The sequence below is a fragment of the Corynebacterium sp. CCUG 71335 genome (assembly GCF_024454075.1).
Taxonomy (GTDB): domain Bacteria; phylum Actinomycetota; class Actinomycetes; order Mycobacteriales; family Mycobacteriaceae; genus Corynebacterium; species Corynebacterium genitalium.
This window is the reverse complement of the sequence record NZ_JAGPYY010000017.1, coordinates 15,070-28,612: the sequence shown is the minus strand read 5'-3', so window position 1 is coordinate 28,612 and position 13,543 is coordinate 15,070. Positions and strand designations below refer to the sequence as shown.

General features: G+C 62.1%; 12 protein-coding genes. 3 read left to right on the top strand and 9 right to left on the bottom strand.

Going from position 1 to position 13,543, the window contains the following annotated elements; genetic code table 11:
- Positions 1-18: 18 nt before the first annotated feature.
- The 3 genes from KBX19_RS10790 to KBX19_RS10780 form a co-directional block, all read right to left on the bottom strand.
- A complete protein-coding gene (locus tag KBX19_RS10790) occupies positions 19-978 on the bottom strand; it encodes a hydrogen peroxide-inducible genes activator (protein WP_005289836.1) in 960 nt (319 codons plus the stop codon).
- 90 nt (positions 979-1,068) lie between these two features.
- Positions 1,069-3,624, bottom strand: a complete 2,556-nt coding sequence (locus KBX19_RS10785) for an RNA helicase (protein WP_005289838.1) — start codon at positions 3,622-3,624, stop codon at positions 1,069-1,071.
- Complete coding sequence (locus KBX19_RS10780) at positions 3,617-4,654, bottom strand: PAC2 family protein (RefSeq protein WP_005289840.1); 1,038 nt, start codon at positions 4,652-4,654, stop codon at positions 3,617-3,619. The genes KBX19_RS10785 and KBX19_RS10780 overlap by 8 nt, the downstream gene beginning before the upstream one ends.
- 244 nt (positions 4,655-4,898) lie before the next feature.
- Here KBX19_RS10780 and KBX19_RS10775 point away from each other — a divergent pair, with 244 nt between their 5' ends.
- Complete coding sequence (locus KBX19_RS10775; protein WP_255998953.1) at positions 4,899-6,047, top strand: DUF4192 domain-containing protein; 1,149 nt, start codon at positions 4,899-4,901, stop codon at positions 6,045-6,047.
- Here KBX19_RS10775 and galE read toward each other — a convergent pair.
- From galE to KBX19_RS10745, 6 genes are all read right to left on the bottom strand, one after another.
- A complete protein-coding gene (gene galE / locus KBX19_RS10770; protein ID WP_005289843.1) occupies positions 6,044-7,015 on the bottom strand; it encodes a UDP-glucose 4-epimerase GalE in 972 nt (323 codons plus the stop codon). The two genes, KBX19_RS10775 and galE, sit on opposite strands and share 4 nt — an antisense overlap.
- Positions 7,016-7,018: 3 nt before the next feature.
- A complete protein-coding gene (locus KBX19_RS10765; protein WP_005289848.1) occupies positions 7,019-7,711 on the bottom strand; it encodes a metal-dependent transcriptional regulator in 693 nt (230 codons plus the stop codon).
- A 115-nt stretch (positions 7,712-7,826) separates the two neighbouring features.
- Entirely contained in the window at positions 7,827-8,819 is a 993-nt protein-coding gene (locus KBX19_RS10760; protein WP_005289850.1) for a sigma-70 family RNA polymerase sigma factor, read from the bottom strand.
- 170 nt (positions 8,820-8,989) lie between these two features.
- Positions 8,990-9,424 carry a D-aminoacyl-tRNA deacylase gene (gene dtd, locus KBX19_RS10755; protein WP_255995050.1) on the bottom strand — a complete coding sequence of 145 codons (435 nt, stop codon included), beginning with the start codon at positions 9,422-9,424 and terminating at the stop codon, positions 8,990-8,992.
- On the bottom strand, positions 9,421-10,938 hold the full coding sequence (locus KBX19_RS10750) for a class I SAM-dependent methyltransferase (protein WP_255998952.1): 1,518 nt from the start codon (positions 10,936-10,938) through the stop codon (positions 9,421-9,423). The genes dtd and KBX19_RS10750 overlap by 4 nt, the downstream gene beginning before the upstream one ends.
- An 18-nt stretch (positions 10,939-10,956) precedes the next feature.
- Positions 10,957-11,409, bottom strand: coding sequence for a DUF3099 domain-containing protein (locus KBX19_RS10745; protein WP_005289855.1), 453 nt, complete (start codon positions 11,407-11,409; stop codon positions 10,957-10,959).
- Between the two features lie 50 nt (positions 11,410-11,459).
- Here KBX19_RS10745 and KBX19_RS10740 point away from each other — a divergent pair, with 50 nt between their 5' ends.
- Together KBX19_RS10740 and KBX19_RS10735 are read left to right on the top strand one after the other, a co-directional pair.
- A complete protein-coding gene (locus KBX19_RS10740) occupies positions 11,460-11,720 on the top strand; it encodes a DUF3039 domain-containing protein (protein ID WP_370687024.1) in 261 nt (86 codons plus the stop codon).
- Positions 11,717-13,477, top strand: a complete 1,761-nt coding sequence (locus KBX19_RS10735) for a DEAD/DEAH box helicase (protein ID WP_255998949.1) — start codon at positions 11,717-11,719, stop codon at positions 13,475-13,477. Before KBX19_RS10740 ends, KBX19_RS10735 begins: the two co-directional genes overlap by 4 nt.
- Positions 13,478-13,543: the final 66 nt, after the last annotated feature.

Below are 13,543 nucleotides of genomic sequence, written 5' to 3'. Positions count from 1 at the left end.
CAACCTGAGCGAACGGGACTAGACAGTGAGACCCAGCGGTTCGCCTTCGGCGACAGTGTTCTCGTAGGCCTTTGTAATCGCAGCGCCCAGCGCGGTGAACTCTGCGGCGCGGGTGGAGGAGGAACGGTAGACCAACCCCACGTTACGTTCTGCCGCCACGGCGGTATCGAACTCAGCCACTGTCACGCCGGGGCGGGAGCATTCGGCGGAGACTGCTGACACCGGCAGCAGTGTGGAACCGAAGCCGGCTGCGACGAGCTGAATGATCGTGGTTAGTGACGATGCCCGGGTGACGGACTCGGTGACCTCGGTCAGGCTGATCTTGGCCAGTCGGCAGAGGTCCATGATTTGGTCACGGAGACAGTGGCCGTCGTCAAGCAGCAGCAGATCAAGGTCGTCGAGCACGCTGAGCTCGAGGTCGTGCTTGCCCGCCAACGGGTGGTCGTCTTTGACCGCTACCGCGAAGTTCTCGGTGTACAAAGGGATTTCGCTCAATCCGGCCACGTTGGAGGGGAACGCGATAAGAGCGACGTCGAGGCGCCCGTCGCGCAGCTGGTCCAGCAGCGTAGGGGTCGTTTCCTCCACGATCTTCGGGTTCAGTGCCGGGAAGCGTTCGTGAATAATGCGCAGCAGCTCCGGCAGAATGTACGGCGCGATGGTGGGAATGATGCCGATTGCTAGCGACCCCGTCAGCATGCCCTGTGCACCGCGTGCCCGATGCACAAACGCATCGGCAGCCTCCAAGGTGGCTTTGGCGTAGGGGAGCAGCTCTTCGCCGCTGGGGGTGACAATGACTTTACGTGTGGAGCGCTCAATCAACTGGATCTCCAATCCCGACTCCAGCGCGACGAGCGCCTGGGACAGTGAGGGCTGGGAGATATTCAGCTTGGCCGCGGCAGAGCCAAAGTGGCGGTTCTCCGCGATCGTGACAAACGTGCGCAGCTGCGCAAGCGTCGGACGATACTCCTTATTGTTCATACCTATTAGGCTACAACCGGCAATAGGTAGAAATGGCCTATTTGGGATTCTTGTTTTCCAGCCCTAAGGATGAAGGTCTCCGTAGACGGTTTATACCTGCTTCATCTCCAGCGAACTCAAACGCACTTCACCGGCGGCGTCTGATGCGTCGAGGTCCACCGTGCCATGCAGCTGGAAGGCATTGTCGCCTTCTGGGTCTTTGAGAATCTGCACGACTTCCCACATTCGGGTGTCGTCGCCGGAGACGCTGAAGTAGGACGGGCCGCGGGCGTCGTTGTCCAACTCCACGTCCTCGTAGTCGTCGAAGTAATCGTCCATGAGTGCCGGCCAGTCAGGCTGGTCCGCAAAGTCCATATAATCGAGCATCTCCTCGAGCTGTTTCTCCTTCTCGTAGGCGAAGAGCTCAACCAAGCGGAAGAAATAATTGCGCACCATGATGGTGAACGCGCGGCGGTTCGCCGTCAGCGCTGTCGGGTCCTCCACGCCGAAGGCCAGCTCTCGTTCCAGGTCGGATTGAGAGATCGGGGTGGTCTCGTCGGTCATGTGGGCCCATTCGTCGATCAGCGAGGAGTCGACCTGGCGGATAAGCTCACCGAGCCACACGATGATGTCGTCCAGCCGCTGTGTCATGTACGCCTCTGGAATGGAGTGTGACAGCGTGCGCCACGCGTCGGTGAGGTAGCGCAGCACCACGCCTTCGCTGCGGGCGAGACCGTAAGTCGCGATGACATCGGAGAAGGTCATCGCATGCTCAATCATGTCGCGCACGACCGACTTGGGGCGCAGCTCGAACTCTTTGGCCCACGGGTTTCCCTGAACGAAGGTCTCGTAGGCGTCTTCCAGCTCCTCGCGCAGTGGCTGCGGGTAGGTGACGTCTTCGATGAGCACCATGCGTTCTGTGTAGTCCACACCGTCAGCCTTGAGCGCCGCGATCTCTTCACCGCGAGCCGCCGACTGCTGGGCTTGGAGCAACTGGCGCGGATCATCCAGGATCGCCTCGAACGCGGAGATGACATCCAGGTCGTACGTCTCGCTCTCCGGGTCAAGCAGGGTGAGAAAAGCCAGAGCGAAGGGGGACAGCGGCTGGTTGAGCGCGAAATCGCGGTCAAGCTCCGCCGTCAACGTGTACGGCCGGAACGCGGGCGAGTCCGGGGTTCGTTCCACCACACCGGCGTTGATCAGGCCGCGGAACAGGTCGAGGGCGGTGAGAATATCGCGGTTCTGCTTCGCCCGGGTGTCGTGGTTGGTGCGCAGCAGATGCTTCATGTGCTCATACCCGTCACCTGGGCGGGCGACCACGTTGAGCAACATCGAGTTGGACACCGTGAACTGGCTCTGCAGCTCTTCCGGCTCTGCCTCGGTCAGCCGCAGATACGTTTTTTCTGACCACGACACTTCACCGTCGCGCGCGGACTTTTTGCGGATCTTCTTCAGCTTCTTCGGATCGTCGCCGGCCTTGCGCCGCAGCTTGACGTTCTCGATCTCGTGCTCGGGCGCTTCGACGATCATCGTTCCTTCTGTGTCGTAGCCAGCGCGTCCCGCACGTCCTGCAATCTGGTGGAATTCGCGGGATTTCACGATGCGCTGCCGGGTTCCGTCATACTTCGCCAGCCCCGTCATGAGCACCGTGCGGATCGGGACGTTGATGCCCACCCCGAGCGTGTCCGTGCCGCAGATGACCTTCAGCAGACCAGTCTGCGACAGTCGCTCGACCAGACGCCGGTACTTCGGCAGCATCCCAGCGTGGTGGATGCCGATGCCGCGGCGCAGCAGCTTTGACAGCGTCTTGCCGAAGGTCGTCGTGAAGCGGAAGTCTCCGATCGCTTCAGCGATCGCGTCCTTCTCGTCGCGCGTGAGCATGTCGCTTATCGACGTCAGAGCCTGCGCCCGTTCTGTCGCCTCCCGCTGCGAGAAATGCACCACGTAGATCGGCGCTTTCCCGTCTTCGAGCAACTCCTCAATCGTCTCGTGAACGGGGGTGAACACGTAGTGGAAATCCAGCGGGACCGGGCGCTGCGAACCACCAACGAAGGTCGTCTCACGGCCGGTGCGGCGAGTGAGGTCCTCCTCCAGCCAGGCCGTGTCGCCGAGGGTGGCGGACATGAGCAGAAATTGTGCTTTCGGAAGCTCCAACAGCGGCACCTGCCACGCCCAGCCGCGCTCTGGGTCCGAGTAGTAGTGGAACTCGTCCATAACCACCTGGCGGATGTCGGAGTTCTTTCCCTCGCGCAAGGCGATGTTGGCGACGATTTCCGCAGTGGCCGCAATGATGGGTGCATTGCCGTTCACGGTGGCATCGCCTGTCATCATGCCGACGTTCTCCGGGCCGAAGATCTCGCACAGCGCGAAGAACTTCTCACTCACCAGCGCTTTGATCGGAGCGGTGTAGAAGCTACGCTGGCCGCGGGCCATGGCGATGAAATGGGCGGCGTTGGCCACCATGGATTTTCCTGACCCGGTGGGGGTAGCCAGAATGACATTGTCTCCGGCCAGAATGGCCACAGAGGCCTCCTCCTGCGCCGGATAAAGGGAGATGCCACGGTCGGTGGTCCAGCGGATGAAGGTGTCCCAGACGGCGTCGTCGAAAAGCGACTGCGGGACGTCACTCAGATCCGCAAGGCTGTCACCGAGCGTGGCGTCACTCATCGTCGTCGGTGAGATCGATCTGGTCGTTGTCCTGCCACATGCTGGACTCACCCGACTGGCCGGTCTGGTCTGACTGGCCAGAGCCAATGCCCTTGTTCAGGCCGCGATCCCTGTCGTCGATAGCGGCGAGGAAGTTCTCAAACGCCTCACCGATCTCGTCGCCGGACGGCATCTGAGCTTCACCCGGCATCATCTTCTGCGGGTTCTTGTCGCGGTAGGAAGCCATCTCAGAGTCGTAGTGCTGCTCGAGCTGGGAGACCACTTGCGCGATTTCCTCCGACTCGTTCGTCTGCTCCGCCAGCTGCTGCTGGACGCGCGCGATGTCCTGCTCGATGGAGCGCAGCGGGAACTGCAGCTTGGACGTGTCAGACACCGACTGCAGGAGCTGGTAGACAGCCTGTGGATACGGGGAGGCTGCGACGTAGTGCGGCACATGCGCGGTGTAGCCGGCGACCCGGCGACCGCGGTTGTGCAGCTCACGCTCGATCATCACAGCGGCAGCACCCGGCATGGAGACCATCCCGTCGTAGGTGAACATCGGGCCGACCAAATCGCGGTCATTGCCGTGCGCCGAGACCACCAGGGGACGCGTGTGCGGCGCACCCATCGGAGCGGCGTACAGGCAGATTGTCTTGTCCACGTTGAACCGGTCTGCGAGATCTGCAACCGCCTTGGAGAATGCCTCCCACCGCAGGTCCGGCTCCGGACCCGACAACAGCAGGAAGGATTCTCCCTTAGCATCGCGCATGACGCGGATGTCCAAGTCGATCTCTTCGATGTCGGTGATTTCGTGCTCGCTCATCGTGATCATGGGGCGACGGGAGCGGTAATCGATGAGCTCGTCGTTATTGAATGTCGCCACCGTGCGGGAATCCAGTGCCGCCTTGAGGTGCCCGGCGGCACCTTCGACTGCGTGCCCCGCGTCAGCGTAACCCTGCATGGCCACAATGAGAGTCGGGCCAGAGGAGGTGCCGTCGACAGCTGGAGCGGGGTACTCCAATTCGTACATTTTCCTCTCGTTCGAGGTCATGTCGCATCCTCCTTTACCTATGCGCACTTTCGTGTGAGCTTGTTAGCGTTCGACAATAATCACAACAATGTCGGTTCAGTTAAATTCCCACTCTAGATCCGATTGCCTCTCGGGTGTGGACTGCGTCGGCGATTGTCAGTGAATTGCAGAAACTGTCAGGCCGCAGCCAGCCTCACACGGTTGCGCACTGCAGTGCGCGACGGGCAGGGAACCGTATTGGGGGTTTGGGAAGACTAACAAGGGCATGACGCATTCTTCAGATCACCACCATCAAGCGACAGTAGACAACCCTTCAACCATCATTGCGACGGTGCCCGGCACCCTGGGCTACTACCCGCACGAATCAGTCGTCGTCATCGGGCTCATCGCCAGCGAGGACACCGACAGTGTGTATCTCGGCCCCGTTCTGCGCGCAGACCTTGGCCGCGTGCGCGAACTGACTGCCTATCTGGGCAGCGCGCCCGTGGACACGTGCATTGCGTTCCTGGGCATTTTGGTCACGCGCGTGCCGGGGTCCGGTGTGGCGCTTAACGCCGTCGAAGAATTGGAGAAGTTGGAGCGCACCAACGGCGAGCCGCTTATCGACGTGTTGTGGCACGTCTCCGAAATCGCCCACGGCACCCCGTACTCTATGGTTTTCGGGCCCGAGCCTGCCGAGTTGGGCATGTTCTGGTCCGAGCTGGCCTGGGAGCATGGGGTCGTGGGCTCTGTCATGGCATCGCCTGCGATGGAAGCAATGCGTGCCAACGGCACACTGCCCGCCTTAGATCGCAACGACACTTTTTCCTACTTCGAGCCTGTCGTCCTGTCCGGCGCGGAAGAGCACCGCATCACCTCGCTGACCCAGCAGGCGCTTGCGCGTTCTGCTCAACTCCAGGTGGAACTTGCCCGGGGCAGCAGCTCCCGCCCAGCGAGTGTTGTGCATCAGGCGTGCACGGCTTTGATCAATGCCCCAGCGCAGCCCATCATCGGGGCCGACGAGCCGCTCAGCGTCGCCGAAGCTGTTCCGGATCAGAACAGTCTTCTTGCACTCGCTACCGTTCTCGCGCGCCCCACGCTGCGCGATTGCGTCATCGGGGAGGCGGTCCGCCACCCACAGGAATCCGCCAGTGCGCTCCTCGCCGTCGCGCGGTCCTTCCGGGGCGTCATCCGAGCAAATGCATTGAGCATCTGGGCGCTCGTGGCCATCTCCCGCGGTGTGTCGTCGTGGGCATCAGCGGCACTGCATTGCGCTCAAGAGGAAATGCCCGAGCACTCCATGTCCGCGATTTGCCTGGAAGTGTTGGCGCTGGGGGAGCAGAAGAAGCTGGTCACTACCATCCTCGAAGGGTGCGAGCTCGCCTGCGAGAAGCTGCTCGGCCCAGCGGATCCGCCAATGAGGAAAAGCGCTTAACCCCTTGCCTGGGTGAATTCCCACGCGTCGGTGACAATGCGGTCCAGTTGTGTGCGGGTGGGGTTCCAACCGAGTTCGTCTTTCGCGCGCTGCGAGGAGGCGATCAGGGTGGCTGGGTCGCCTGCGCGACGCGGAGCTACTTCGGCGGGGATGTCGTGCCCGGTCACGCTGCGGCAAGTCTCAATGACCTCTTTCACGGAGTAGCCGTCGCCAGAACCGAGGTTGAAGATCTTGTGGGTGCCCGGTGTGTTCGCCTCCAAGGCGAGCATGTGCGCGTCCGCCAAATCGCGGATGTGGATGTAGTCGCGCACGCACGTGCCGTCCGCAGTAGGCCAATCGTCACCGAAAATGAGAATCTTCTCGCGCTTTCCTTGAGCCACCTGCAGCACCAACGGAATCAAGTGAGTCTCCGTGGCGTGGCGTTCACCGTAGCCCGCGTAGGCTCCAGCGACATTGAAGTAGCGCAGGCTGGTCGCACCGAGCCCGAACGCCGCAGCGTAGGAACTCATTGCGTAGTCGATGGCTAGCTTCGACGCGCCGTACGGGTTTGTCGGTGCCGTGGGCATGTCCTCGGTGATCGGCACGTGCTCCGGTTCGCCGTAGGTCGCGGCGGTGGAGGAGAATACCAGCGAGTTCACATTGTGGTCGCGCATCGCGTTGAGCAGCGCCAGAGAGGTGACAAAATTGTCGCGCCAGTACTCATCCGGCTTTTCCACAGATTCACCCACCAGGGACCGTGCCGCGAAGTGGAGCACACCATCGACGGGGCCGCCGCTGCGGTCGCCCAGCACATCGTCGATCACATCGGTGATGGTGCCTTCCACCAAGGTGGCCTCCGGGACGACTGCGTCGCGGTTACCCGTGGAGAAATCGTCGATAATGGTCACATCATGGCCAGCTTCTACAAGCACCTTCGAACAGACGCTGCCGACGTATCCAGCGCCGCCGGTGACTACGAGACGAGCCATTGATTAACCTTCCAGCGGCTTCACGCGCAGCGCGTGAGCCAAGTCGGGGGCGAGATCCACGTGGCCATCGTTACTGGTGATCACCGTGATGATGCCGTTGCTCTTTTTCTCCAGAGTGACCACTGACCCGCGATCGACACCATAGCGGCAGATCGAAGAGTACTGCTCCGAGTCGAGCTGCAGAATCTCATTGATCTGCACGACTTCAGCCGTGACCGGTTCACTGAGATCCAGTTCGGTGGCACGGGTGCCCAGAGTCTCTCCGACAGCGTCGGAGTATCCCAATTCGTCCAACGCCGGAATCGGGTTTCCGAAGGGGGAGCGGGTTGGATCGTCGAGCACGTGGATGAGGCGGCGTTCCACCTCTTCACTCATCACGTGCTCCCAACGGCAGGCTTCAGCATGGACTTGGCTGATATCCAAGTCGAGCACGTCCGTCAGCAGACGCTCCGCCAAGCGGTGCTTGCGCATGACCGAGGTGGCCAACTCGCGGCCGCGCTTGGTCAGGCTGAGAGAACGATCGTGCTCGACGACAATGAGGCCGTCGCGCTCCATACGGGCGACGGTTTGGGACACGGTCGGGCCGGACTGGTCGAGGCGTTCCGCAATGCGCGCACGCAGCGGAGTAATGCCTTCTTCCTCCAGCTCATACACCGTGCGCAGGTACATCTCGGTGGTGTCGACGAGGTCTCTCAAAACTGCATTCCTTACCTACTTGACCAACTCAGTCGGCCCAGCCTGCGTGGCCCGATACATGCCCAAAACTCGGGACCATGGTAGCGCACTCACGCGCCCATGGCCGGGACTCGAACTACTGGGCGTAATCGCGGAGGCGATCTGCGCGCTCGCCGACGCGCAGCTTGCTCATTACTTCGCGCTCAATCTGGCGCACACGCTCACGCGAAAGGCCGAACTTGCGGCCGATTTGGTCGAGGGTGCGCGGCACACCGTCATCCAGGCCGTAGCGCAAACGAATAACGTCCTGCTCACGTTGCTCAAGACCGTTAATGATGTCGTGAATGTCGTCGTGGCGCAGCACGGAAACAACAGCATCTTCAGCGTCCGCGGCCTCAGCATCTTCAATGAAGTCGCCCAACGGTGCTTCCTCGTCAGCGCCGACCGGCATGTCCAAGCTCACCGGGTCGCGGGACTGGCGCAACAGCATCTCGATCTTGGACTCATCAATGCCAGACTCTTCCGCCAACTCCTCGTTGGAAGGCTCGCGGCCAAGAGACTGGTACATCTCGCGACGGATGCGGGAGAGCTTGTTCACCTGCTCCACAAGGTGGACTGGGAGACGGATGGTGCGCGACTGGTCAGCCATGCCGCGGGTGATCGCTTGGCGGATCCACCAGGTGGCGTAGGTGGAGAACTTGAAGCCCTTGGAGTAGTCGAACTTCTCCATCGCGCGAATCAGGCCCAGGTTGCCCTCCTGGATGAGATCCAGCAGCGGCATGCCGCGTCCGGTGTAGCGCTTGGCTAGAGAGACAACCAAACGCAGGTTCGCCTCCAGCAGGTGAGCGCGGGCTTTGCGGCCCTGCTTAGCCAAGATCTTCAGGTCGCGCGACTTCGCGCGGGTCAACTCGGTGTCAGGATCGTCGAGCAGGTGCTGCGCGTACAGACCGACCTCGATCTGCTGGGCCAGTTCAACCTCTTCCTCAGCGTTGAGGAGTGCGGTCTTGCCGATGCCGTTCAGATACACACGGACAAGGTCAGCAGACGGATTATCGTTCGTCTGGTTCCGGCGGCTTCCGCGGTCGACCTCTTCTTTTTCATCGACATGATCCACATCGGGTTGAGTCATGAGATGGTGCTCCTTCAAATCTCGCGAATCTAACCTACTAACGCCGGACAAAGCGACATTGTTCCCGCTGTGAAACGTCAGCGCGGACTGAAGAGTTTGTGCAGTTCAGAGGCGTTGCTTTACGGGAGCGGATGCACGGTTGCCGTGCATGGAACTCTAGCAGTTTCTGCCTAACATTCAACCAATAGCGTAAAGGGGCCGGAGTTGACCGAGCTGACCTCCATCATCGCTCCGAAGCGGCCTTCTTCGACGTGAATTCCACGCTCGCGCAGCGCCTGAGCGATCGCTGCGATGATTGGTTCTGCTTCATCCCCGGGGGCTGCATCGGACCACGATGGGCGGCGGCCTTTCTTGGTCCTGCCCATGAGGGTGAACTGGCTGACCAGAAGCACCGGCGCTCCGGCTTCTTCGACCGACACTTCGCCGTCGAGCAGGCGCAGTTCGGCAATCTTGCGTGCCATGGTTTCCCAAGCATCGTCGGCATCCTCCCGGCCGACACCCACGAGCGCCAGGACTCCGCCTGTGTCGGGACAGTCGATCGCGCCGACCACCTCTCCGTCAACCGTCACAGATGCTCGGGTCACTCGAGTCAATACTGCTTTCACGGCAGAACCACCTCCTGGGGGAGCACTAGGCCGTGGCGGATCAGGTCCACCACCACACTGGCGGCTTGCTTGGTCAGGGTCTCTTCGTCGGTGTCATCAAGCCCTTGCGACGCGGCGAAGATAGAGACGATGTCGCGCAGCGGAAGCCCGTTTGGGTTGAGGCCGGAGACGATGGCCGCGACAGCGTCGTCGATCTCGTGGGTGAAACGCGGGCCGTCGGTACGCGTGAGGCGCTTCACCTGCGTTTCAAAGCCCATGCCTGTTTCGGAGTCAGCCACAGCGACATCTTCGAGCGCGACACCGGGCCGCACGGTGAAGCGGGAGTCCAGGATGTCATCGGTGGTTGCGGTGCGCAGCCAGTCCATGCGTATGAAGTACTCTTCGACCTCCGGGCCAAGAGGATCGGTGAACGGTTGGTCGAGCGTTTCAAATGTGGCTTCGGTCGGGGCATCTCCGATGTCGCGAAGGAAAATCCAGCCAAAGCCCACGGCACGCACTCCGGCTTGACGGAAGTGGTCCAGCCAACGGCGCGTGCGCTCCACACCTTCCTTCGAGCGTGGATCGATCGACTCGTCCTTGAGCCACGTGGACACATACAGTGCCGGGTCAACGGCATCCCGCTGGCATACCCAGGCAGAAACTCCATTGGGAGGCAGCCACGCTGCAACGCGGTGCTCCCACGGCTGGTCATCCGTGTGGACCCAGGTCCCGAGAATGTACGCGGTCCCGTCCGCGGCGAGATGCTCAGGAGCTTGCTTGACGACGAGCTCCGTCGCCCCGTCCAGATCCAACCCCGAATCACGGTAAACGTGGCCGACCTCCGGCGGACCAACCACGAACGGGGGATTGGCGATGATACGGTCGAAGCGTTGCCCTGCCACCGGGTCGAACCACAGTCCTTCCCGCAGCTCAACGTTTGTGATTCCGGCGCCAGCCATGGTGGCAGCGGCGAGGTCGAGCGCTCTTGGATGAACGTCGGTCGCGGTGACGTGTTGTGCCGTGCCCGCCTGCGCCAGCGCCTGCACGCCTGAACCGGTGCCCAGATCCAGGACAGTCCCTACCGGTGTCAGCGGTGTCGCGGAGAGCAGCGATAGGCTCGCCGCGCCCACACCGAGCACGTGGTCTGGCCCAGGGACGTGCTCTGTGACCGATGCGTCCATGTCGGAGAAAATGAATCGGTCTGCGCCAGCGATGATGTGCGGACGGACATCCAGGGCGACTTCGATGTCGCCGGAGGGGGTGCGGGTGGCCACAGAAGCGTCGATAAGCGAAAGCACGAGCCGCGCCGGGAGGAACCTAGCCAGCTCTTCGGCGCTCATGGGCTGGCGCAGGAGGAAGAAGCGAATGAGCCCGGAGAGGACAGAATCGTCGCACGCTGTTAGCACCGCGCCGGGCTCACCGCGGTGGAGGGCTTCCGTCGCATCCGGGCCCAGGTGGGCAGCGATGGTGTCGGCGGTGAAGCCAGCCCGCTCCAACTCGCGGGTCAACTCTCGTGCGATGTCAGCCGGATTCATCCTCTTCCTCCTGCTCATTTACTCTTCGTGGTCGATTGTGCCCGGCCCCGCCGCGTCTGGGCGAGGCGCAGACTGCAGCTGGGCTTGCTGCTGGTAGGCCAGCGCGGCCTGCCGGGCGGCGGCCGGCTTGTACACGTTGGCGGTGCGTTTGTCCCGGACCTCATTGCTGTCGTTGGCAATGACAACGGAGATCCACGGCAACGGGATGGAGATGCAGAAGAAGATCAACGCCAGCCACCAGTTCTCCCACCACAGCACAGCGGCAATAGATAACAGCACGAACGGGATGCGCATGCCCTGCAAAATCAAGTACTTGATCTCGCGCTCTTTGCGGTTCTGGGCGGGGGAGCGCTGGGCGGAGGTGATCAGTTCAGCCCGCTTGCGGGAGAACTTCCTGCTCGGCCGTGAATCGCGCGCATCTTCGGCCTGGTCCACGGTCTCGTGGTCACCGAAACTGCTCGCTGTGCTCATGATCTTCTAGGGTAGAGCACATTGCATTCCGGTAGGCACCTTGAGGCATGATGGGGAGCGTGACGCACATGAGCCAGACCACCACGAAGACGATCGAACGCCCCGACGTCCGGGAAGACACGTCGCAGGACAACGACACCCCGAAGTTCTTCCACTACGTCAAAAAAGACCAGATCGTGCACTCCGCTGTCAGCGGTGACATGGTGGTTGCCCTGTGCGGCGAGACGTTCCCTGTGCGCAAGCAAGCGAAGCCCGGCTCACCCGTGTGCCCGGATTGCGAGAGGATCTACAAGGGGCTGCGTCGGCGGTGACGTCAGTTCCAGGCACAACGAAAGGGCCTTCGCTCCGCCAATGGCAGCAGGAGGCCCTCGATCTTTTCCTCCAGCGCAAGCCGAAGGACTTCATGGCCGTGGCTACCCCCGGTGCAGGAAAGACCACCTTCGCGCTGACCCTAGCGTCAACGCTGCACGCAGATAAGACCGTCGAGCGCATCATTGTCGTCGTGCCCACGGAGCACCTGAAGATCCAGTGGGCGCAGGCGGCAGCGCGCTTCGGGCTGTCGCTGGATCACGCCTTCACCAACTCGTCTGCGGTCAATCCCGCCTATGACGGTGTGGTGGTCACCTACGCGCAAGTGGGCATGCACCCGTTCAAGCACCACGCCGTGGCATCAGCACGCAGGACCATGGTCATCCTTGATGAGATCCACCACGCCGGCGACGCGAAGAGCTGGGGTGACGGCGTCCGCGAGGCGTACAACGACGTCGAACACCGTCTCGCGCTGACCGGTACGCCGTTCCGCTCCGACGATTCCGCGATCCCCTTTGTCACCTACGACGATGACGGTGAGGGGCATCTGGTCTCCCGCGCGGATTACACCTACGGCTACGCTGAGGCGCTTCGCGACGGCGTTGTCCGCCCCGTGGTCTTCCTCGCGTATTCCGGTGAGGCCCAGTGGCGCGATTCAGCAGGGGAGGAGTACTCGGCGCGCTTGGGCGAGCCCCTCGACGCCGCGCAGACGACCCGCGCCTGGAAGACCGCATTGGATCCGAAGGGCGACTGGATCGCGGCTGTTCTGCAAGCAGCCCACACCCGCCTAACCAAGATCCGCGCCAACATGCCGGATGCCGGCGGACTGGTCATCGCTACCGACACCACGACCGCACGCGCCTACGCCAAGATCCTGCGCACGATCTCAAACACGCCTGTCACCGTGGTGCTTTCTGACGAGCCCGGTTCCTCCAAGCGCATCGAAGAATTCTCTGCCTCCCAGGACGAATGGATGGTGGCGGTGCGCATGGTCTCTGAGGGCGTGGACGTGCCGCGTCTCGCGGTCGGCGTGTACGCCACCTCTGCCTCCACGCCACTGTTCTTTGCCCAGGCAATCGGCCGTTTTGTCCGCTCGCGAATGCCAGGGGAGTCAGCATCGATCTTCTTGCCGTCTGTTCCCGTGCTGCTGCGCCTGGCCGAGGAGATGGAGGTCTCCCGTGACCATGTGCTCGGCAAAGCCCACCGTGAATCCGGCTGGTCCGATGAACTGCTCGAGCAGGCGAACCGGAAGGAAACCGAGCCTGATGAAGCAGCGGCGTATCAGTCCATCGGTGCGTCCGCAGAGCTCGATTCGCTCATCTTCGACGGTTCGACCTACGGAACGCCGACCCTCACCGGCTCCGATGAAGAGCAAGACTTTCTGGGCTTGCCGGGACTCCTCGACGCCGACCAAGTGAAGCTGCTGCTGAGCAAACGCCAGTCTGACCAGCTCGATGCACGGGAAGCCGAGGCGAAGGCCGAAAAGGCCAAAGTCGAACAGGAGAAGGTGCGGAGGGACAAGATGGGTGCGTCGATAAGCGATGCGCCCTCCGCGGGGACCGGCACTGGCGTGGCTTCCGAAGACATCCCGGCACTGCGCCAGGAGCTCAACGCCCGCGTGGCAATTGTTGCGTCGCGTACAGGTCGGCCCCATGGGGCAATCCACACGGAGGTTCGCAACGCCTGCGGCGGCCCGCCGACGGCGCTGTGCTCTGCGGAGCAACTTCGGGCGCGTATCGACTATCTGCGTGACTGGTAAACGCTGCTAGGCTGGCGGGCATTATGGTGCATCCCAATCCTTACGGCCCGCAGTATCCCCGCAGCC